The sequence below is a fragment of the Vibrio sp. TRT 2004 genome, from assembly GCF_050113735.1.
GTDB lineage: Bacteria > Pseudomonadota > Gammaproteobacteria > Enterobacterales > Vibrionaceae > Vibrio.
Genome location: NZ_JBNJOH010000013.1, coordinates 62,119 through 82,202 on the forward strand (window position 1 = coordinate 62,119; position 20,084 = coordinate 82,202).

Annotated in this window: 19 protein-coding genes; 9 read left to right on the forward strand and 10 right to left on the reverse strand. The window is 45.3% G+C overall.

Annotated elements, in window-relative coordinates; all coding sequences use genetic code 11:
• Nucleotides 1–11: 11 nt before the first annotated feature.
• The 5 genes from ACQEXR_RS07775 to ACQEXR_RS07795 all read left to right on the forward strand — a co-directional run bounded on the left by ACQEXR_RS07775 (nt 12) and on the right by ACQEXR_RS07795 (nt 6,091).
• Nucleotides 12–1,424, forward strand: coding sequence for an FAD-dependent oxidoreductase (locus ACQEXR_RS07775; protein WP_427020068.1), 1,413 nt, complete (start codon nt 12–14; stop codon nt 1,422–1,424).
• Between the two features lie 144 nt (nt 1,425–1,568).
• On the forward strand, nt 1,569–2,675 hold the full coding sequence (locus tag ACQEXR_RS07780; RefSeq protein WP_427020069.1) for a putative 2-aminoethylphosphonate ABC transporter ATP-binding protein: 1,107 nt from the start codon (nt 1,569–1,571) through the stop codon (nt 2,673–2,675).
• An 8-nt stretch (nt 2,676–2,683) separates the two neighbouring features.
• Nucleotides 2,684–4,408, forward strand: a complete 1,725-nt coding sequence (locus ACQEXR_RS07785) for a putative 2-aminoethylphosphonate ABC transporter permease subunit (RefSeq protein WP_427020070.1) — start codon at nt 2,684–2,686, stop codon at nt 4,406–4,408.
• 9 nt (nt 4,409–4,417) lie between these two features.
• Nucleotides 4,418–5,122 (forward strand): phosphonate utilization transcriptional regulator PhnR, encoded by a 705-nt coding sequence (gene phnR / locus ACQEXR_RS07790; RefSeq protein ID WP_138972180.1) that lies wholly within the window; start codon nt 4,418–4,420, stop codon nt 5,120–5,122.
• Between the two features lie 66 nt (nt 5,123–5,188).
• Nucleotides 5,189–6,091, forward strand: coding sequence for an EamA family transporter (locus tag ACQEXR_RS07795; protein ID WP_427020071.1), 903 nt, complete (start codon nt 5,189–5,191; stop codon nt 6,089–6,091).
• A gap of 97 nt (nt 6,092–6,188) precedes the next feature.
• Here ACQEXR_RS07795 and ACQEXR_RS07800 read toward each other — a convergent pair whose 3' ends face one another.
• Nucleotides 6,189–7,664: a peptide MFS transporter gene (locus tag ACQEXR_RS07800; protein WP_427020072.1), complete on the reverse strand. Its 1,476-nt coding sequence runs from the start codon at nt 7,662–7,664 to the stop codon at nt 6,189–6,191.
• Between the two features lie 279 nt (nt 7,665–7,943).
• On the opposite strand from ACQEXR_RS07800, the gene ACQEXR_RS07805 reads away from it, so the two are divergent.
• Nucleotides 7,944–9,068 carry a M14 family metallopeptidase gene (locus tag ACQEXR_RS07805; RefSeq protein WP_331418311.1) on the forward strand — a complete coding sequence of 375 codons (1,125 nt, stop codon included), beginning with the start codon at nt 7,944–7,946 and terminating at the stop codon, nt 9,066–9,068.
• Nucleotides 9,069–9,132: 64 nt separating this feature from the next.
• On the opposite strand, the gene ACQEXR_RS07810 is transcribed toward ACQEXR_RS07805, so the two are convergent.
• Complete coding sequence (locus ACQEXR_RS07810; RefSeq protein WP_331418310.1) at nt 9,133–10,503, reverse strand: L-serine ammonia-lyase; 1,371 nt, start codon at nt 10,501–10,503, stop codon at nt 9,133–9,135.
• Nucleotides 10,504–10,691: 188 nt separating this feature from the next.
• Here ACQEXR_RS07810 and ACQEXR_RS07815 point away from each other — a divergent pair, with 188 nt between their 5' ends.
• The gene (locus ACQEXR_RS07815) at nt 10,692–11,525 is read left to right on the forward strand and encodes a YdcF family protein (protein ID WP_427020073.1); all 834 of its coding nucleotides are present in this window, start codon (nt 10,692–10,694) and stop codon (nt 11,523–11,525) included.
• On the opposite strand, the gene ACQEXR_RS07820 is transcribed toward ACQEXR_RS07815, so the two are convergent.
• Together ACQEXR_RS07820 and ACQEXR_RS07825 are read right to left on the reverse strand one after the other, a co-directional pair.
• Nucleotides 11,488–12,171 carry a hypothetical protein gene (locus tag ACQEXR_RS07820; protein WP_427020074.1) on the reverse strand — a complete coding sequence of 228 codons (684 nt, stop codon included), beginning with the start codon at nt 12,169–12,171 and terminating at the stop codon, nt 11,488–11,490. The two genes, ACQEXR_RS07815 and ACQEXR_RS07820, sit on opposite strands and share 38 nt — an antisense overlap.
• 193 nt (nt 12,172–12,364) lie before the next feature.
• Nucleotides 12,365–12,628: a DUF333 domain-containing protein gene (locus tag ACQEXR_RS07825; protein WP_331418307.1), complete on the reverse strand. Its 264-nt coding sequence runs from the start codon at nt 12,626–12,628 to the stop codon at nt 12,365–12,367.
• A gap of 195 nt (nt 12,629–12,823) precedes the next feature.
• Between ACQEXR_RS07825 and ACQEXR_RS07830 the strand changes: the two genes are divergently transcribed.
• Complete coding sequence (locus ACQEXR_RS07830; RefSeq protein ID WP_138972173.1) at nt 12,824–13,756, forward strand: exopolyphosphatase; 933 nt, start codon at nt 12,824–12,826, stop codon at nt 13,754–13,756.
• A 59-nt stretch (nt 13,757–13,815) separates the two neighbouring features.
• On the opposite strand, the gene ACQEXR_RS07835 is transcribed toward ACQEXR_RS07830, so the two are convergent.
• Complete coding sequence (locus tag ACQEXR_RS07835) at nt 13,816–14,832, reverse strand: GGDEF domain-containing protein (RefSeq protein ID WP_331427665.1); 1,017 nt, start codon at nt 14,830–14,832, stop codon at nt 13,816–13,818.
• Nucleotides 14,833–15,025: 193 nt separating this feature from the next.
• Nucleotides 15,026–15,961, reverse strand: coding sequence for a chemotaxis protein (locus ACQEXR_RS07840; RefSeq protein WP_138972171.1), 936 nt, complete (start codon nt 15,959–15,961; stop codon nt 15,026–15,028).
• Nucleotides 15,962–16,157: 196 nt separating this feature from the next.
• Here ACQEXR_RS07840 and ppiC point away from each other — a divergent pair, with 196 nt between their 5' ends.
• On the forward strand, nt 16,158–16,436 hold the full coding sequence (gene ppiC, locus ACQEXR_RS07845) for a peptidylprolyl isomerase PpiC (protein ID WP_038177557.1): 279 nt from the start codon (nt 16,158–16,160) through the stop codon (nt 16,434–16,436).
• A 186-nt stretch (nt 16,437–16,622) separates the two neighbouring features.
• On the opposite strand, the gene ACQEXR_RS07850 is transcribed toward ppiC, so the two are convergent.
• From ACQEXR_RS07850 to ACQEXR_RS07865, 4 genes are read right to left on the reverse strand one after another with little or no spacing between them, the layout of a single operon-like run.
• Nucleotides 16,623–17,186 carry a glucose-6-phosphate isomerase family protein gene (locus ACQEXR_RS07850; RefSeq protein WP_427020075.1) on the reverse strand — a complete coding sequence of 188 codons (564 nt, stop codon included), beginning with the start codon at nt 17,184–17,186 and terminating at the stop codon, nt 16,623–16,625.
• A 1-nt stretch (nt 17,187) separates the two neighbouring features.
• A complete protein-coding gene (locus ACQEXR_RS07855; RefSeq protein WP_426950137.1) occupies nt 17,188–18,315 on the reverse strand; it encodes an AGE family epimerase/isomerase in 1,128 nt (375 codons plus the stop codon).
• A gap of 50 nt (nt 18,316–18,365) precedes the next feature.
• On the reverse strand, nt 18,366–19,214 hold the full coding sequence (locus ACQEXR_RS07860) for a PTS system mannose/fructose/sorbose family transporter subunit IID (protein WP_426950139.1): 849 nt from the start codon (nt 19,212–19,214) through the stop codon (nt 18,366–18,368).
• Nucleotides 19,214–20,017: a PTS mannose/fructose/sorbose/N-acetylgalactosamine transporter subunit IIC gene (locus tag ACQEXR_RS07865; RefSeq protein WP_426950142.1), complete on the reverse strand. Its 804-nt coding sequence runs from the start codon at nt 20,015–20,017 to the stop codon at nt 19,214–19,216. Before ACQEXR_RS07865 ends, ACQEXR_RS07860 begins: the two co-directional genes overlap by 1 nt.
• Nucleotides 20,018–20,084: the final 67 nt, after the last annotated feature.

The window sequence follows — 20,084 nt, forward strand, 5'->3', positions numbered from 1 at the left end:
GGAATTATGCAATGAAACAACACCACTCTTATTGGTTCAAACAAGCCATTGAACAAGAATTTGGCTCTTTCGAGCAAGTCACTTATACCCAGCTCAGAGAGGAGCGAACTTGTGATATCGCTATTGTTGGAGGAGGGTATACTGGATTATGGACAGCGATACTATTAAAGCAACAACAACCCGATAAAGATATTGCGGTTATTGATAAATCGCTCTGTGGCAGCGGTGCTTCAGGTGCCAATGGCGGTTGCATGCTAACGTGGTCGACCAAGTACCCGACTTTAAAAAAACTGTATGGTGAACAACAGGCAAAGTGGTTGGTCGAGGAATCAGAAAAGGTCATTTACGAAATTGAAGAGTTTTGTGAGCAGCATGGTATTGATGCACACTTGAATCGAAGTGGGACGTACTATACAGCAACCAATCAGGCACAGAGAGGTGGGATGCAACCTGTTGTTGATGAATTAACGCGTTTAGGCATCAACAGTTGGCAAAAGTGCGGGAAAGAGGTTGCCCAGAAAGCAGGTTCTGATCGACACATCGAGGGTTATTACTCTCCTGCAGCCGGCAGTGTTCAACCCGCTCTTTTAGCGCGAGGGTTGCGCACCGTTGCATTAAAAATGGGGATCCAAGTTTTTGAGAATAGCCCTATGACCAAACTAGAATATGGTCAACCAGCCAAAATAACGACCCCTGACGGTTCGCTGGTTGCTGATAAGGTGGTTATTGCACTAAATGCTTGGATGGTTGAACATTTTAGAGAGTTTAAACGAAGCATAGTGGTTGTTTCTTCCGATATGGTGATCACCGACCCAATCGCAGAACGCCTTGAAAAACACGGCCCAGAAAAGGGAGTTGCAATAGTCGATTCAAGAATATTCGTCCACTACTATCGTGACACTCGAGACGGACGCTTAATGCTTGGGAAAGGTGGAAATAAATTCTCGTTCGCTAACCGAGTCGATCCGATGTTTAATCAGCCTAGTGAATATCTTTCTCTGTTGAGTCGATCATTTCAAAAACTATTTCCTAGGTTACAACAATCGTCTTTTTCCTATCATTGGTCTGGCGGTTCAGACAGATCTGTTTCCGGTTTGCCATTTTTCGGTAGGCTCAATAATCAATCCAACATATTTTATGGTTTAGGGTATTCAGGTAACGGTGTTGCTCAAACACGTATTGGAGGAAAAATACTATCATCGTTGGTTTTAGATCTTGATAATCCATGGACACGATGCGGTATGACAAACGGCCCATTAGGCCATTTTCCGCCAGAGCCATTTCGTTGGGTCGGTGCGATGTTGGTGCGAGATGCTGTGCGAAGAAAAGAGAATGCAGAAGATAACGAAAATGCACCACTTTGGATTGATAAACAGTTAGCCAAGTTAGCGGGTCCAGCTGGTAAAGCAGATAAAATCAGCTAACATTTACCGTGATTAAAGCTGCTCCTCACAAAGGCGCAGCTTGTTCTTTTCTCATTGCATCAGATTCCTATTTTTCTATAAATTTGTCATTGGAACGTAACACTCCAAAGTTAAGTTTGGTATATACCATTTGGAGCATGTGTTATGTCAACTAATCAACATTACCTAAATATTGAAAATGTAGTGAAGCAATTCGGGCAGTTCACCGCATTAAAGAAAATCTCGCTAGCGATTGAAAAGGGCGAGTTTGTTTGCTTTCTTGGCCCTTCTGGCTGCGGTAAAACCACTCTATTACGTGCTATTGCAGGTTTAGACTTGCCAACGTCTGGTGCGATTTTTCAAAACGGCCAAGAGACCACATTCCTCCCTCCAGAGAAGCGCGATTTCGGCATCGTATTTCAATCTTACGCGCTGTTTCCGAACCTAACTGTACAAGAGAACATTGCTGTGGGTTTAAAGAACCAAGGCATGTCGACCAAAGAAGCGCTAGAGAAGGTAGATTATTGGCTAGAAACGATTGGTCTTCCAACTTCTGGCGAGAAGTTCCCTAACCAACTTTCTGGTGGTCAACAACAACGTGTCGCTTTGGCTCGTGCATTGGCGCTGTCTCCGGGTCTACTGCTACTTGATGAACCATTATCGGCGCTGGATGCTAAAGTACGTGTGCACTTACGTGACGAGATTTGTAAGCTGCAACGCAAGCTTGGCATCACCACCATCATGGTTACGCATGATCAGGACGAAGCGTTGTCGATGGCGGATCGTATCGTGGTAATGAACCATGGCGTGATTGAGCAAGTTGGCACGCCTCAAGAAATCTACCAACAGCCAGCAACGCGCTTTGTCGCTGAGTTTGTCGGCAGCATGAACTTTATTGAAACCTCAGTCGCAACGGACTCCCAAATACGCATTGCAGAAACCTTGATGCCAGCGCCAAGTTTGACCAATCGTAAGATTCAACGTGGTGACCGCTTCGACCTTGCGGTGCGTCCTGAAAGCATCAAGTTCGTTGAAAACGACACCAACTCTCTGCCAGTGCGAGTTACGGCAACCGAGTTTCTGGGGGCGTTTTTCCGCATTGATTGCGTATTGCAAAACGACAGCTCAACCAAAACCATCGTAGTGGATGTGCCTGTGGAAACGGTTCAACAACTCAATATCAAGGCGGGCGATGTACGTTACATCCAGTTTGCTGAAGAAGGGTTGCATGGTTACGCCGTGCCCTCGGTTGATAAAGCGCTAGCAGCGTAGGTGTAAACATGGATGCGAAGACAATGACGATGACTAGCCTGACCACACAAGACAAAGCAAAATCCTTACTCGGACGTGTTAGCCGCGACAACCTTGTGTTGTTTGGTTTGCTCGCTGGTTTGTCGACCATAATGGTGCTGTTCATCTTGATGCCGCTTTGGGCAATGTTGATTAAGAGTGTGCAAAATGCCAATGGCGAATTTGTCGGATTGGCAAACTTTGCGACGTACTTCTCCTCTTCAAGCTTGTGGGTGTCGGTGGGAAATACCTTTACTTTGGGCGTGATTGTGACCTCGGTAGTGGGTGTGCTTGCGTTTGGTTATGCTTACGCGCTGACTCGTTCATGTATGCGGTTTAAAGGTTTGTTTCAAATCCTCGGCACAGCACCCATTCTCGCGCCTTCGTTGTTGCCGGCAATCAGTATGATCTTCCTTTTCGGTAATCAAGGTATTGCCAAAGAGATGCTGTTAGGAAATTCGGTTTACGGCGTGATTGGTATCTCGATGGGTTTGATCTTCTGGACCTTCCCTCATGCATTGATGATTTTGACCACTTCGCTGCGCACCTCAGATGCTCGCTTGTATGAGGCAGCTTGCGCGCTTAAAACCTCACCAATTAAGACCTTCTTTATGGTCACGTTACCTGCGGCGAAATACGGTTTGATCAGTACACTTATCGTCGTCTTTACACTGGTTATCACGGATTTTGGTGTACCGAAAGTGATTGGTGGCAGCTATAACGTTCTGGCGACCGACATCTTCAAGCAAGTCGTGGGACAGCAAAACTTTGCCATGGGTGCGGTGACCAGCATTATGCTGCTATTTCCTGCGGTAATGGCATTTGGTGCAGACCGTTGGGTACAGAAAAAGCAAAAGAGCTTATTCGACACACGTTCAGTGCCTTATCAACCAGAACCCAACAAAGCACGCGACTGGATTTGTTTGGTTTACTGTAGCATCATTTCTATCGCAGTGCTTGCAGTGCTTGGCATGGCGGTGTATGGCTCGTTAGTTACGTTCTGGCCTTGGAACAAAGCGCTGACGCTAAACAACTACAACTTTGCTGAAATGAGCACTTACGGTTGGAGCCCATTCTTCAACTCGCTAACGCTGTCAGGTTGGACGGCAGTTATTGGTACTGCCATCATCTTTGTCGGTGCTTACTGCATTGAGAAAGGGCGTGCGTTTGGTCCAATTCGTCAAGTGATGCAAATGCTCAGCGTGGTACCAATGGCGGTTCCGGGTATGGTACTTGGCTTGGGTTACATCTTTTACTTTAACGATGCGAACAATCCTCTCAACGTGCTTTATGGCACCATGGCATTCTTGGTGATTAACACGGTAGTGCATTACTACACAGTAGGTCACATGACTGCACTGACAGCGTTGAAGCAGCTGCCATCGGAGATTGAAGCCACAGCAGCATCGGTGAAGCTTCCTCAATACAAGTTGTTCTTTAAAGTGACATTACCGGTGTGTTTACCTGCGATTTTGGACATTGCGACTTACTTGTTTGTTAATGCATTGACCACCACTTCTGCGGTAGTATTCCTTTACTCAACTGATACGATTCCAGCTTCGGTCTCGATTCTGAATATGGATGATGCAGGTCAAACTGGCGCAGCAGCGGCAATGGCTGTGATGATCATGATTGCTGCCGCAATTGCGAAGATTGTTCAGATGACGTTGGGTAAATTGTTAGAGAATCGCACACAAGCTTGGCGCAAAAGATAAGGACACTTCGTGCAATACTTAAAAATTAAAGATTCGATTGTTGAACAGATTGAAGCGGGCATGCTATCGCCGCGTCAAAAACTGCCAGCAGAGCGTAAGTTGGCAGAGTCGTTCGATACTACACGCGTCACTCTGCGTGAAGCGTTATCACTGCTAGAAGCGGAAGGTCGAATCTATCGCGAAGATCGCCGAGGTTGGTTTATCTCACCTGAGCCTTTGCGTTACGACCCAACCCAAACGCTAAACTTCCCGAACATGGCGAAAGCGCAAAATCGTGTGCCAAAAACGGAGTTGATCGCAGCAAAAGGAACGTTAGCAAACAAACAAGCCGCGCGCTTGCTGGACTTGCAGCCTTTCTCGGACGTATATCGAGTCGACCGTGTGCGATACCTTGAAGATAGACCTGTGGTATTTGTAACAAACTACATTCGCCCAGAGCTGTTTCCGAACCTGTTGGACTACGATTTATCAAATTCACTGACGGACATTTATCGCGATCATTATGGCGTGACGTATCAAAAGATTCGCTACCGCATTTCAACCAGCACCTTGTTGGGTGAAATGGCTCAGGCACTTCGCGCAACAGCAGGCACGCCAGCGATGGTGGTAGAGCGTATCAACTACAACCAACACGGCGAGTTGATTGATTGCGATATCGAGTATTGGCGACACGATGCCATCAGTATTGAATCTCTGGCAGAACTCAATCGTTAAGTGGATTTTCTCATTATCTAAGGCTCCATCTCGGAGCCTTTATTTTATTCAAATAGGAACATTGAAATGGATTTGTTGGCGATTAGTCTCGTCGTTTTTTCTGCTGTTCTCCATGCAAGCTGGAACATCCTTGGTAAAAGCAACTCAGGGTCTGGGCTCGCGTTTACCATGGCGGCTAGCTTTTCTGCCTGTGCCATTCTTACCCCTTATTTGATTTGGTATTTGGCAACCATTGGCTGGACATCATTGCCGAGTGAATTTTGGGGATTGCTGTTCATTAGCGGCATTTCACAAATGGTCTATCTGGTCGGTTTGATTGTCGCTTATAAGCACGCTGATGTGGGTGTGGTTTATCCGATTGCTCGGGCACTGCCTGTGATGATGGTCGGCGCAATCAGTGTGGCTCTAGGGCATCAATTATCCAGTCAGCAGTGGCTTGGATTCTTGCTGATAACCCTTGGTTGTATGCTGGTTCCACTGACGAATTTTCGTCAAATGACATCGGGATCTTACTTTAACGTCGGTGTGTTCTGGGCATTGATTGCCGCAATAGGCACAACGGGTTACTCGGTGGTCGACAAAGAAGCACTCAGTTTACTCACTGAACAAGCAGCAGAGATCTTGAGTGATCACTACAGTGCGATCTTCTACTTAGGCGTGCAGTTTTGGGCGATAGGTATTCCTGCCCTTGTGTGGTGCTTAGTCACGGGTAAGCCAGATGAGATTAAGACAGCGTGGCAGATCCGCAAAACAGCCAGTATGGCAGGAGTAATGATGGCATCAACCTACGGCTTGGTGCTATTTGCGATGACCATGACCGACAACGTCAGCTTAGTTGTGGCACTAAGGCAAATCAGTATTGTATTTGGATTGTTTATGGGGATCTATTTCTTGGGAGAGAAGTGGTGTCTAACTCGTTCTGTAGGAATCACCCTGATGATCACAGGTTTGATTCATGCTCTGACATGATTCAATAGAGAAAGTGTCCGGCTGGATTTGACCAGGACAACAAACAACAAAAACCCAAGCAATGGCTTGGGTTTTTCTATTTCTTACTGGCAGTAAATTAGCTTTCCGCTTCAACCATTTGAGGTTGCTCATCTGCTCGCGCTGCTGCAAGCATTTTGCGGATGATCATTGAAGAGAGCAAAGCAATTGCGACCATTACGACTGCAAGAATTGTCAGTAGCTGGAAGTACTCACCGTAAACCGTTTGCACGATCTCTTGGGTGATTTGCTGGCCTTTTTCTAATGCGATAGATGTGGAGAATACTGCACCAACGATCCCACTTAGGGCCATAGCGACGGAAAATAGCGAGACTGAGAAGCCTTCGATGTGCTTAGGTGCAACCGACAGAATAAACGCCACCACCAAGCTACCAACGATCACTTCAGCGAACGCTTGGAAGAAGTGGATGGCAAGGAACACTTCAGGACGAATAATGACATCTTCGCCGACATTCATGACAGCCATCGTCAGGATACCAAACGCGATCGCAGTAAAGATGAAAGCAAAACCAATCTTAGTGGCTGTTGAGAAATTGATGCCTTTCTTTTCCAAAGAAGAGAAAGTCAGTGAAATCACTGGACCTGCAACAATACACCATAGTGGGTTCATCGCCATTGAGGCTTCTGGTGCGATTGGGATCAAGTTGAACAGGTCACCACGCATTGTGTTGATGGTGACCATTGTCATAGATGTCATCATCTGACCGTAGTAAACAAAGAAACAGGTCGTTAGCACTGTCATGATTAGGATAGTACCCATTTTCAGTGCGTCAGATTTACCTGATTTAAACATTAGTGAGATGAAGTAAAGAATCGCGGCAGCGCCAATCGCATAAACGATATTTTGACCAATATCCATGTTAGAGAACATGAAGAATACTAAGCCTACCATCGCCGCAGATAGGGTAAGGAAAGCGATCCAGTTTTTTGCGCTAACTGGTTTCTGGTCGATGTCTGCACCTACGCTAACAAGTTGTTTGTTGAATAGGACCAGTACCGCAAACGCGAAAGCCGCCATAACAGCTGAGAGTGAGAAGCTGCCGTGGAAACCAATAACAAGTACAAACATCGGGAATAGGTACTGACCTAATAGTGCTCCGACGTTGTTTACCGAATAGTTGACAGGGTAGCCGTTTTCAAAATCTTCTTCTGAAGCAAAAGTGCGTTTGTAAAGGCTAGGGTAAGAAGGAGACATCAAACCGCGCGCATAGCTTGCTAGAGCAATACCCACCAAGCTCATCGGGATATTGGTTGCTGAAGCACCCAATACAAGTAGCGTGTAACCTGTAGCAAAAGTGCCGTATGCGATAGTTAGAGAGCGGTAGGCACCAAGGAACTTATCTGCTATAAAACCGCCCGCGATCGCAAACAGCGGTCCGATAGAAGAAAATGCGCCCACGACCATCATAGTATCCGCTTCGCTATAGCCTAAATCTTCTAAGAAGAAGCGGGTTAGAATCACCATTACACCATAGAATGATAATCCAAACATGGCTTGGCAGAACATCATTGATTTATTGAGTTTATTCCACATAATAGTCTCTTTTAGAACCTGTAACACAGAATTAACAACTTAATATTAATGAATCTGTGGTATGTTATAAATTGAAACAATTATCGCAGAAATAATGCTTGATGCACTAAGTTTTATCAGAATCGCATAAATTAATGTAATGTTATTGATCTAAATCGTTTGCCTTGGATATTTGTTGAGCAGCGCTAGTTAGTCATTCAAGTTCAAATCTATTCTTAGTTAGAAATCTTTGTGTTAGTCTGCGCTGCAAGCTTGAATTTGTAAAAGGAACGTAACGTTATGAAAATTTTCAGTAACTTCGATAGCGGTAGTATAGAAGTCGTTAATACCACCAATATGGATGATATTCAGCTTAGAATCCCTAATGACAATCAGTCTGAGTTTTATCAGTGGTTCCATTTTCGTCTAGAGTCTGAAGCTGAACAGCCTCACACGTTCAAAATACTGGATCTGAAAAACTCAGCGTATCCAGAAGGTTGGAACGGTTATGACGTGGTTGCTTCTTATGACCGTGAAGAGTGGTTTCGAATTCCGGCAGACTTTGATGGCGACACACTGACATTTACTGTGATTCCTGAGCGTCGCTCTATCTATTTCGCTTACTTCGCGCCTTATACCTACGACCGTCACCTTGATCTCCTGCATATGGCGCAAAGTGCGCACCATTGTCAGCTTGAAACCTTGGGTCATACACTTGATGGCAATGATATGAGCCTACTCACTTTTGGTGAGCCAGAAGAGGGCAAAAAGAAAATCTGGTTGATTGCACGCCAACATCCAGGTGAAACCATGGCTGAATGGTTTATGGAGGGGTTCATACAGCGACTACTGGATGACGATGACACAACGGCGCGTGCCTTGCTCGAGAAAGCCGTCCTATACGTTGTGCCTAACATGAATCCAGATGGCGGTATTCGAGGCCACCTACGTTGCAATGCAATTGGGGTCAACCTAAACCGTGAATGGCAAACGCCTTCAATGGAACGTAGCCCTGAAGTCTACCTAGTGCGAGAGCGTATGCTTGCAACGGGGGTTGATATGTTCTTGGACATTCATGGTGATGAAGCGATACCGTATAACTTTGTAGCGGGCTCTGAGGGAATACCATCGTATGATGAGCGCCATGCTAAGTTAGAGCAAGCGTTCAAAGATGTCCTAAAAACGGTTACGCCAGAGTTTCAGGATGAGTTTGGTTACGATAAAGACGAAGCAGGCAAGGCGAACCTGACGGTTGGTTCTAACTGGGTGGGTGAACAGTTCAGATGTTTGTCATACACAGTAGAGATGCCGTTTAAAGACAATAACGATTATCCCGATCCACTTTACGGCTGGTCTCCGGAACGTAGTGTTAAATTCGGACACGATATGCTGAGCGCAGTGTTCGCTGTCAGCGATAAGATCTAATCGCGCTAAAATGAGCAAAACACTCAACCCCTGAGACGAATCTCAGGGGTTTTTATTAGGAGTGTTATTCACATGGCGGAGCCATATGGATCACGGCCAATCCGCCCAATGATGTTTCGCGGTATTTTTTATTCATGTCTTTACCTGTCTGGTACATAGTCGCAATCACCTTGTCTAGAGAGATAAGACACTTACTGGTGCGTTTTAGCGCCATACGTGAGGCGTTAATTGCTTTCATTGCCCCCATCGCATTTCGCTCGATACAAGGCACTTGAACCAGTCCGCCAATAGGATCACAGGTCATGCCCAGCGAGTGTTCCATCGCAATTTCTGCTGCGATACAGATTTGTTCATTGCTGCCTCCGCGCAACGCTGTGAGGCCCGCAGCAGCCATAGATGACGACACACCGACTTCGCCCTGACAGCCTACTTCTGCCCCAGAAATGGACGCATTGGTTTTGTAAAGAATACCAATCGCCCCAGCAACGGCCAGAAAGTCTTTGAGTTGTTTGGTATCTAATTCTTTAATAAAACGGTGGTAATACATGAGAACCGCAGGAATAACGCCCGCTGCACCGTTAGTTGGAGACGTTACGACCTGGCCGCCAGCGGCATTCTCCTCACTGACGGCAAAAGCAAACAGGTTGATCCAGTCCATAATTTCCATCGGATCATTTTCTATTGCCGCATTTGCCTCAAGCTTCTTCAGAAGGTTAGGTGCGCGTCGGGTTACGTTGAGGCCGCCCTCTAGAATGCCTTCAGTCTCAAAACCTCGCTGCATACAAAGCGTCATCACTTTCCAAATCTGGTCTGCTTTACGAACGATTTCCTCTTCACTGAAAAACTGGAGTTCATTTTGCAAGATCATGCCGCCAAGGCTTAAACCATTTGCTTCTGCCATTTCTAGCATTTGATCTGCGCTGGTAAACGGGAAAGGAACGTCAACTTCGTTTTGACCACCGCCTTCTTTGAGCTCTTTTTCTGTTGCGATAAAGCCACCACCCACAGAATAATAAGTCTCGAACGCGATTTGGGTGCCTAATGAATCATAGCCGGTGATAGTCATTCCATTTTCATGCAGAGGTAGGTTATCTTTGTGAAAAAGAATATCGCTATCGTAGCTGAAGTTGATCGTATGCGCTCCGGCAAGGCAAAGTTTTCCCTCTTCGATTGTTGAGCTTAATGCTTGTTTCGCGCTGGAGATTTTGATGGTGTCCGGTCTGTTGCCAAGTAAGCCAAGGATGACCGCGCGATCAGTGTGGTGACCTTTACCCGTTAAGGAGAGTGAACCATAAAGATCCACTTGAATGCGACTGACACTCGCTATCGAGGAGGCGAGAAGGCGGGTAAAATGATAACCCGCGAGCATCGGACCGTTAGTATGGGAACTGGAAGGCCCGACCCCAACTTTAAAAATATCAAATATTGACAGCATAAACTTAACTTCCTGTTTGAATGGCCGCTACTTCGGACTCTTTTAATAACAAGTATGGCATGTGCCGAGCAATTGCACGTTTGCCAGTGTGATCATCAACATAATAATCCAAGCTAACTTAGCGATAAGGTCAATACTTGTACAGTTTCTCGTATCGTTAGTAGGAATAATTGAGACATGAGTAAATAATGGACATTATCAATGTTGTGCTAGTTCTCGGAAAACGACTGGTCGATAACACGATTACGGCTGAAGGTCGCTCAAGAGTGAAAGCCTTGATAGCGCTTCTAGCGGCAAAGGACTTGCGTCAAACGGTGGTGCTATTTTGTGGTGGAGTCACTGAAGGACAGACTGTGACTGAGGCGCAAGCTATGTATGATTACTTCAAACGCTGCGTTGCTGGTGCCAATCTCAATCCACTATATTTGCTGCTTGAAGACCAATCCACCAACACTATTGAGAATATTAGTAATGCTGCCAACAAATTGATTGAGAGTGGTCTCTGTGCGAAGGGAGAGGGGATCAATGTCCAACTCGTCTCGAACGACTACCACCTTAAACGGATATTTGAAATACAGGCGTTGATGGATGAGCAGGGCTTATTGCGTGTATTGGAAAAGCGATGTGCTGAGACGGGACTACCCATCAAGATAGATAGGGCGGTCAGTGCTCACTATTCAGTACCTTATCCGCACGACAATGAGTTTAGTCGAGTGTTTTTGCTACTCGATGAACTGACTACATATCGAGTTTATCTGCAAGGATACGTGTCAAATGTCTTTAAACGGCCATTGGCTGATGTGAGGGAGCAACCGTATCAAATTGCTCGCAATGCACTTATTGAGCTTGAAAAATGTATAGGGGATGAAGAGACGCTTGCTGATCTTGATGCGATAAAAAGGGCAGTCGAAATGACCACCCCGCAATTGAATCGCGAAGAAACGTTACAACAGCTCAAGCGGCTTGATGTGACGCTGACGAAGCTTAATCGCCAGTACGATCCTGAGCGTCAGATTTTGTGAGAAGGTAATAAGTCTTAACTGCACTCAGTGAAATCAGGCTGTAGCAAAGCAGCTCGATCGCTTCTTCTGATAGGTTTTTTACCTCTCGCAGATAGTGCTCTTCCATCACGGAGTGCCAGAACGAGCCCATCCCGTACAAACGAGAAAATACCAGCAGCAACACCACAGCGGTAATCAACATCGGCATATATCGACTGTTTAAGATCTTGGCAAGCTGTTGAATTGAATCACTTCCCCCACGGTAAGCATAAAAGCACGCAGAAAATGTGACCAAAAGGGCTGGGATAACCCACGCACCATGAAATATAAAATCAAACCACACATCGGATTCACGTATAAACAGCACAGTAAAGAAGCCGCTGAACAGTATCGATGCGTGACGAATAGAGCGATTGCGTTGGGCTAATAGAAAGAACGCCAAGCTTGTGACCGCAAGCATGAGTGATTGAGCCAACTCTGTCATAGAGCTTTCACTTAAACCATGATGAAGTAGAGTAAAATCGACGCGCAAGCAGAGATTCACAAAGATACTGAGTGCGGCTAGAACCAAGACATTAAGGGCAGCTCGTTGGAAGGTCGCTTTTGAGCTAACAGTGACTACGGCGCGGTGATCGGCTGGGTGATCGGTTGAGGTTTGGCATTTCATGGCATCTATCGCCTTTGTGTAGAAATTTTTTAGTGATTTTCGTCACATTTTATTTTTCGCCTTGGTTCCTTTGTCAGAGAAATGTCATAACTGAACAGTGTACACTTAAGATCCAAAAGAGAGAGACAGTGCTCTCTCTTTCATCTAGCCAAACGAATCGGTTTCTCGTGCCAACCCGATTCAGATCAAGCAATTAGCTATTGTCGCTCTGTTGCTTATGATTGTTTCGGTAGTACTCCCACTGTTCAACGCGTTGATCGTCTTGGAATACGCAGTAGGTGACTCGTTTAGCATCTTCAGTCACCGTTTCAAGCGCTCCACCTTGCTGGACACAATAAACCGCAGCTGGGTTAGCAAGAGATGTGTACTCTTTCACTTCGTATTCATCTGGCTCGCTCGCGCAGCCTGCGAGTAATACAGCACTGGACACTGCCAGAGCTAAATAGGTATTTCTCATAGAGTTTCCTCAATTGAATCAATTGGTAGCATATCGAGTATAGAGGATTGAACTAAAATTTCTGTCTTGAGTTTGTTAAAAAGTAGTCGATGTCTAAAATTAAAAGTAACAATTCAACATACTTATAAATAAGCACAAAGATTATTGCTAAGTATGTTGTGTCCCTAAAATAATTCGAAGCATAGGAAGTGTCAGATGTCGGATAGAAAACATCGACTTGTAACTCGTAGTGATTTTGATGGATTGGTTTGTGCCGTACTACTTAGGCAGTTAGAACTGATTGATGATATTAAATTTGTTCACCCTAAAGATATGCAAGACGGCGTTGTGGAAATTACGGGGAACGATATCGTGACCAATCTGCCATACGTTGAACAAGCCCACCTTGTCTTTGACCATCACTTGTCAGAAGTGATACGCAACCAGGGTGAAAGAAAGAACCACATTATCGACCCAAACGCTCCCTCAGCCGCGCGTGTTGTTTGGGAGCATTATGGTGGTGAGCAAACTTTCCCCAGCCGCTGGCTTGATATGATGGCTGCTGTGGACAAAGGGGACTCCGCTCAGTTTAGTCGCGATGAAGTGCTCGACTCTACAGGCTGGAACCTACTCAACTTCTTGATGGACGCCCGCACAGGGCTAGGGCGTTTTCGAGATTTTCGAATTTCGAACTACAGCTTGATGATGGATCTGATTGAGTATTGTAAAAACCATACCATTGATGAAATATTACGATTGCCTGATGTGAGAGAGAGAATCGACCTCTATCGTGAACATGAAAACTTGTTTAAACAGCAGATCCAGCGTTGTGCAAAGGTTTACAACAATCTAGTGGTGCTGGATTTGACCGAAGAAGAGGTCATCTATGCTGGTAATCGCTTCATCATTTACGCGCTCTACCCACAATGTAATATCTCAATCCACAAAATGTGGGGCTTCCAAAAGCAGAACACGGTATTTGCAACCGGAAAATCGATATTTGATCGCAGCTCTAAGACCAATGTGGGGGAACTGATGCTCAAATATGGTGGTGGTGGACACAAAGCTGCTGGCACCTGTCAGATTGACAACCAACGAGCAGATGAAGTTGAGCAAGAACTGATCAAAGCCATCACCTCAGACGGTTAAGCACAAAAAAGCCCCAGCGCGATTGGCTGGGGCTGCAATGTTTGCTTGTATGCTAAGCCCTAAATCGGCATAACACGGTTACGGCCTAGCTGTTTGGCCTCATAAAGCAGTTTGTCGGCTCTCTCAATCAGTGAATCTGGCGACTCTCCTGGCTCTAGCTCGGCAACACCTAATGAAATAGTGATATTGCCGACCGACTTAGCGGTACGTCTGTCTTTAACGGTAAGCTTTTCAATGGTTCGTCTCAGGCTTTCAGCAAATTGTCTAGCGATGCGAAGAGACTTATTTGGAATAATCAGCGCAAACTCTTCACCACCGAAGCGGTACGCATGAATCCCTTCTCGGCAGCTTAATTGCATCCTACGAGCAATTCCTTTAATAACCGTATCTCCGAACAGGTGTCCGTACGAGTCGTTGAAGTTCTTGAAGTGATCGATGTCAGCAAGGATTAAACACATTTTCTGCTCTGCTCGACACAGTGTTTTAATGTCACTATCGAATGCGCGACGGTTGTAAAGGCTGGTTAGTGCATCAAAAAGTGCGTCTTGCTGTACTTCGGCTAATTGACTTTTAAGCTGATTGATCTCTTTTGCCGCGTTTGCAAGCTGGCTGTTGAGGAATCGAGTCGAATTACGAATCTCTCTTGATTCTGCCACCAGTTGTCTTATCACGGTCATCACTTCTTCGAGAGAAACCGATTCATCTTCCACTCTTTCAAGGCTGTCAAAGCTCTTATCAATCAGTTGTGAAAATTCAGAGGTGTCAGAGAGGGTGTCAGTCATTGAACTGGCTACTTCGTTCACCAGAATCTCAATATTAGCCCGAAGATTCCTCATGTCGGTTTCAGAACGAGTGGCAACATAGTTGTTATAGAGTTGTTCGCCTGCCGCGGGTGGGCAGATGCCATAGTTTTCTAAAACGCTGTCTAGTTCTCTATTTAGCTGAGGGATCGCGTTGTCTACATAGGTGTACCAAAGTGCATAGTTTGCTGGGGTAGCAGCTACGTGATTTTTCATCATTAGCGGGACGGCTTTTTTTAAATTTGCCGTCGATTTTTTAAAGTCGTCGTCTGTCATGTTTTATGAGCATTCTTACTCTAGGCACCTGTTCGTTAAGATTAGCGGATAAAACGCATAGATGCTTGATTTACTAATACTTTGTTCTGACTTATTGATTGATTAAATGAACTTTAGCACATCTAAATACTAGAAGCTGTATAGAGATTGAGCAAATGAAGCGTGACGAATTTAACATCCTGACTGTTGGCGCTTATTCGCCGACAATAACTTCGCTTCTTACGTTGCCTTCTTCCAGTCTGCTAGCACCACGTAACATAGCCTGAATCAAATCGCCAGCGTTGAATTTTTCTAGTGCTTCATGTGCTCCCACTTGCTGAGCACGTTCTACACAAATCTCGCTAGAGAGTGAGGTATGTAAAATGACATAACTGTTACTCAACTCTCGCTCATTTTGGGTCTCGAATGCCAGTTCATAACCATCAAGCCCAGGCATTTCAATATCACTCACTAACATATCGATAGCCTCGCCTTTGGCTGCGCATGCACGCATTAACGCCAAGGCATCTAGCCCGTTGTTACAGATTTGATAGGGGATATTGATACTATCAAGGGCATCAGACAGTTGCTTACGAGCGATAGATGAGTCATCAACCAACAGAATTCTGAGGGCTTTTAAGCGCTCTCGCTCAATATCAGTGAGCATAGGAATATTGGTGGACTCATACTGAGGATAGATTTTTGACAACAGCAGCTCGACATCGAGCATTTGTACAATCTGATCCTTGTATCGGGTAATACCCGTAACGAACACATTATTGCCAGCCGTTTTTGGTGCGGATTCTATCGACTTCCAGTCACATTCAATAATCTTTTCGATGGAGCGAACCATAAAGGCGACTATTGTTCGTAGACAGTCAGTCACAATCAAATAGCATGAATCATACTCTTCTGGCTGAATGGGACGAAAACCGATCGCAGCGGGCATATTTATCACCGGAATGGTCTTATTACGAATAGTGACCGTTCCAATGACATGATGGTGTGAATAAGGGATCTGCGTTGTTGGTTGGTATGGGACGATTTCGCGTACTTTAAGTGTACCAATAGCAAATAGCTGTTTGTTACTGGTGAGAGTAAACATCAGCATACCTTGCGATTGATTTGCTTTACTAATTGTCTTGGCCATTCCATCTTCATCCGAGTGCTTGTTACCTTACATGGTAATGTAAAACCATTTAGGGTCAATGAACCTATATCAATTTTGTTATCGTTTGGCTGCGAGTCAGATATTTTCAATATTATTAACTCATCGCTTAGATGAAGATCTCATTTTGATCGGGTACAATCGGCCCCATATTTGTTACCAATCACGAGGCATTAACATGGCCAATACAGCAGCTGCTCTGCATATTCTTGTTAAACATAAAGAACAGGCAGAAGACATCATTAAACAGCTTAAAAAGGGCGCTAAATTTCAAACATTAGCAAAGAAGTATTCGACCTGCCCGTCGGGTAAGCGTGGTGGTGACCTTGGTGAGTTCAGACGTGGGCAAATGGTGCCTCAGTTTGACAAAGTCTGTTTCTCTGGCGAAACGCTTGTTCCGCACCTAGTGAAAACTAAGTTTGGTTGGCATGTTGTGAAAGTGCTTTACAGAACATAAGGTTTGAATGCGGTACAGAGCTTGTCAGAGTCTCAAACCTAATCTGTACCGCCTCTTATATAGCCAATCCAAAACAGCAATAGATGGCAGATGCAAACTGACCTGCCATCTTAGTTTATTTTTGCTCACTTAATCAAAGACTCTGTACAGTAATGGCGGCAATCAATGATTAAAAGCGGTGGTTTATTAGTCAGTTATATCCATATAAACTATTTTATATGCGGTTGACGATTTGAATACACGAACTTTAAACCCTACCTCATTTAAAAAATCATAGTTATGCCCTGCGATTGCAGGCCAAACTGCAATTGCAGATAGTCGAGTGGTACCCGTATTGATCAATCGGTGGGCAATGAAGCCTGGAATATGATGCACGCTGCCTGGGAAGACTTTCTCAATGGACACTTCTCCTTGCTCTGTTTGCATGAGTAATAACCCTTCACCCTGCGAGCCCAAATAGAACTCTGCTTGCTCTTTGCGTTGGTGAATGTGCCCTCTGGTCATGTGGAACTCGTCGCCTACACAACCGGGTTCGATATGCGAAACACCAAAGTTTAGCTCTCCTTCTGCTTGCTGCGCAGGTAGCATTTCTACTTGGTAGATGATTTGGTCCTGTGCACTTGCGGCACGTAGGGTTTCGTCGGCAAATACGCCTTCAAGTTCGCCAAGCGTGGTTTCTTTGCAGACAATGTTTTTTGCATCAATATGACCTGTTAAGTAATTGATGGTTGGAGGAATAGATAAATGCATGTTAGTCCTTATCCGCTATTCTGAGTAGTTCAGAAAATGCGAGAAATAGATGGTAAAAACTGCTCGCAGGAGAGTGGCTATTTAACGGCTCTCCTGTGCTATTTACTTGATCGACCCATAAACCGGGTAATGCTGGATCTAAATAATGGACAAAGATGTTTTCCACCGCTCGAGTGATGGCGATTCGGCGGCTGTCGCTTGGGGCTCGCTCCCAAAGTGCAATACACGCTTTTAAGTATTCGGTTTGACACCAAAGGCGCGATGTTGGACGCAAGGGCTTTCCATTGGCGTATATCTCGTCCCTAACCAGACCATTGTCGTTATGCCCATATTGCTGTGCAAAGCGGTACAACACATCAATTTCATTGTCGACACAAGCGCCAGTGAGTTTGTGGTAATGGTTGAGTAACCAGATCCACTCGTAATGATGGCCTGGATCGATGTGGGAGCCTGTTTCAAAGTCAAGTGAGAAATCGGCCTGAAAGAACTCAGCTAAATGGTCACTTTGTATGAAATGAGCTTGGAACAAATAATAGATTTGTGTTGCTCGCTCCAACCAAATAGGGTTGTCGGTATGTTCGTAGCTGACCATTAACGCTTCGAACAAATGCATGTGAGGATTTTGCCCTTTGTTGACAGTGTTGCCTTCAGTCAGAAAAAAGCCACCTTGTTCAGTATCCCTAAGATATGTTGAGATGTGCTGGTAAATGGTTTCCATTGCGGCTAGAGCAATATCATTAGCCACTAGTCTGTAATACCAGGCAAACCCAAGAAGTGCGAAAGCTTGCTCGTATAAGTTAATCGCCTCACTATTACTGTCATTGTTTTTGCACAGCGCAAAACGATAACCGGATGATGGTGAGCCAAAGTATGTAAATCCTTGTTCAATGGCCGCCAAAACTTGATTACGACCGTCAATTAGGTTGAGTTTTGTAGCATGGGCGAAGACGTAAACTTGACGTGGCTGCACGCGAAATCTGTGTAAATCGTCATTAAACTCTTGTCCGTCGGAGAGTAAGCCTTCGGCAAAAATCCCGCTTTGATTGGATTGTGCTTTTTGCCATCGAGGTAGGGCATGTTGAGAAAGCCAGTGTTGGCAACGAGCGATTTGAGATGTTAGGGAGTCCATGGTTTACTCCAAAGAATAGGGCACTCAATGAGTGCCCTAGGTATTGAGAATTAGAAGAGACCGATAGCGACACCGATGAAAGAGAGAACCACAAGCGAAAGCATTGCTTTTACTGGGCTAAGACCTTTTTTCGCCATCGCAAACCAAGTGCCTAACACGACAATTAATGGCAGCAGTTTAGGAAAAATTCCGTCGAGCATCATTTGTACGTTGATGTCGACGCCGTCTTTGGTTGCAAACTCAAGTCCAGTGCCTAGGTTGACATAACTAGCCGCAACACCGCCCATGACAAAGACACCTAATAACGACAGTGCTTCACGAATCTTAGTTGAACGGTGGCTGACAAGCATCTCAACGGAGCCTGCGCCCATCTTGTAGCCTTTCATAAACAGATGGTAAGAGCCGATAATAGCGATAGCGTTAAATGCCACGATATAGAAGATCGGGCCTAACATGCTACCGCCAGCGGCTAGTGCCATACCAATACTGAGTAAGATAGGTACTAACATACCCGGAATCATGGAATCGCCAATGCCAGCAACTGGTCCCATCAAACCGACTTTGAGTGTATTGATGGTCTCGCCGTCAATCGGCTCGCCGTTGGCTTTCTTCTCTTCCATACCCACAGCCATACCATTGATGATAGCGCCCAACTGCGGTTCGGTGTTGTAGAAGGAGGCATGGCGTTTCATCGCTTCTTTTCGGTCTTCTTGATTCGGGTAGAGCTTTTTCAAGGCAGGCATCATACCAAGACAGAAGCCAAACGACTCCAAGCGTTCAAAACTCATCGATGATAGGTTATACATCATCCATGCTCGCCAGCATTTCTTTAGGTCTTTTTTGTCGAGTGCGACCTTTGGTTCGATCTCACTACCAAATTTGTTGTGTTGTACAGTCATTAGAATTCATCCTCGTCATCATCAGCCTGTTGAACTGGCGCAGCGTTAGCTGTTTGTGGTTCTGGTTTGTAGTTGTAATGAAGTAGAGCGAATAGTGCGCCAATCATTACCAAACCCACCATGTTGAGGTTTAGGAATACGATGCCAACGAAACCGACTAAGAAATAAATCAGCATCGTAGACTCCTTGATAATCTGCTTTAACAGAATTGCGATACCCACAGCAGGTAAGATGCCACCTAGAACCGTCATAGTGTTAATCACCAAATCCGGGAGGCTAGCCATAAAGCCTTCGATGTATTGGTTACCGAAGTAAACCGCAATAAAGGTCGGAATAAAGCGCATCAAGAAGTTGGTGACCTGCGGGTAAATGGCGGAGTTCATGTACACGCCTTTCTCATCACCAGCTTCTATGGCTAAATCCGCCTTATGGTTCCAATAGGAGTTAATGACCATCATAAAGTTGAAGATGATGGTGCCTGCGATACCGATGGTTGCGGCAATAGCAACGGCTACTTCCACGCCCTGTCCAGACATGATACCCAGCGCGACAGCAGGATAGGCGACAAAGTTAAGGTCTGCTGGCATGGAGCCGCCAGGTGTAACCATCGCGATGTAAACGGCTTGTACCGCTACACCAACCATGATGCCAGTTTGAATATCACCTAAGATGATACCCACCAACATACCGGACACGAGTGGTCGAGTGATAGTGTACCAACCACCGGTTAGTCCAAGTAACCAGGGGGTGGAGAGGGCACCGAGATAGCAGAGTATCCCGATAAATACTGCTTCTATAAACATAATGTCATCCTTTAGCTCACGTACTAGTCTCTCCACTTTTGAAGCTAAAAGCTGCGCCAAAAGTGGA

Excerpts from the sequence above, each read along its gene's own strand:
- ACQEXR_RS07775 (WP_427020068.1), top strand. The coding sequence starts at position 12 with ATGAAACAACACCACTCTTATTGGTTCAAACAAGCCATTGAACAAGAA.
- ACQEXR_RS07780 (WP_427020069.1), top strand. The coding sequence starts at position 1,569 with ATGTCAACTAATCAACATTACCTAAATATTGAAAATGTAGTGAAGCAA.
- ACQEXR_RS07785 (WP_427020070.1), top strand. The coding sequence starts at position 2,684 with ATGGATGCGAAGACAATGACGATGACTAGCCTGACCACACAAGACAAA.
- ACQEXR_RS07795 (WP_427020071.1), top strand. The coding sequence starts at position 5,189 with ATGGATTTGTTGGCGATTAGTCTCGTCGTTTTTTCTGCTGTTCTCCAT.
- ACQEXR_RS07800 (WP_427020072.1), bottom strand. The coding sequence starts at position 7,664 with ATGTGGAATAAACTCAATAAATCAATGATGTTCTGCCAAGCCATGTTT.
- ACQEXR_RS07805 (WP_331418311.1), top strand. The coding sequence starts at position 7,944 with ATGAAAATTTTCAGTAACTTCGATAGCGGTAGTATAGAAGTCGTTAAT.
- ACQEXR_RS07810 (WP_331418310.1), bottom strand. The coding sequence starts at position 10,503 with ATGCTGTCAATATTTGATATTTTTAAAGTTGGGGTCGGGCCTTCCAGT.
- ACQEXR_RS07815 (WP_427020073.1), top strand. The coding sequence starts at position 10,692 with ATGGACATTATCAATGTTGTGCTAGTTCTCGGAAAACGACTGGTCGAT.
- ACQEXR_RS07820 (WP_427020074.1), bottom strand. The coding sequence starts at position 12,171 with ATGAAATGCCAAACCTCAACCGATCACCCAGCCGATCACCGCGCCGTA.
- ACQEXR_RS07825 (WP_331418307.1), bottom strand. The coding sequence starts at position 12,628 with ATGAGAAATACCTATTTAGCTCTGGCAGTGTCCAGTGCTGTATTACTC.
- ACQEXR_RS07830 (WP_138972173.1), top strand. The coding sequence starts at position 12,824 with ATGTCGGATAGAAAACATCGACTTGTAACTCGTAGTGATTTTGATGGA.
- ACQEXR_RS07835 (WP_331427665.1), bottom strand. The coding sequence starts at position 14,832 with ATGACAGACGACGACTTTAAAAAATCGACGGCAAATTTAAAAAAAGCC.
- ACQEXR_RS07840 (WP_138972171.1), bottom strand. The coding sequence starts at position 15,961 with ATGGCCAAGACAATTAGTAAAGCAAATCAATCGCAAGGTATGCTGATG.
- ppiC (WP_038177557.1), top strand. The coding sequence starts at position 16,158 with ATGGCCAATACAGCAGCTGCTCTGCATATTCTTGTTAAACATAAAGAA.
- ACQEXR_RS07850 (WP_427020075.1), bottom strand. The coding sequence starts at position 17,186 with ATGCATTTATCTATTCCTCCAACCATCAATTACTTAACAGGTCATATT.
- ACQEXR_RS07855 (WP_426950137.1), bottom strand. The coding sequence starts at position 18,315 with ATGGACTCCCTAACATCTCAAATCGCTCGTTGCCAACACTGGCTTTCT.
- ACQEXR_RS07860 (WP_426950139.1), bottom strand. The coding sequence starts at position 19,214 with ATGACTGTACAACACAACAAATTTGGTAGTGAGATCGAACCAAAGGTC.
- ACQEXR_RS07865 (WP_426950142.1), bottom strand. The coding sequence starts at position 20,017 with ATGTTTATAGAAGCAGTATTTATCGGGATACTCTGCTATCTCGGTGCC.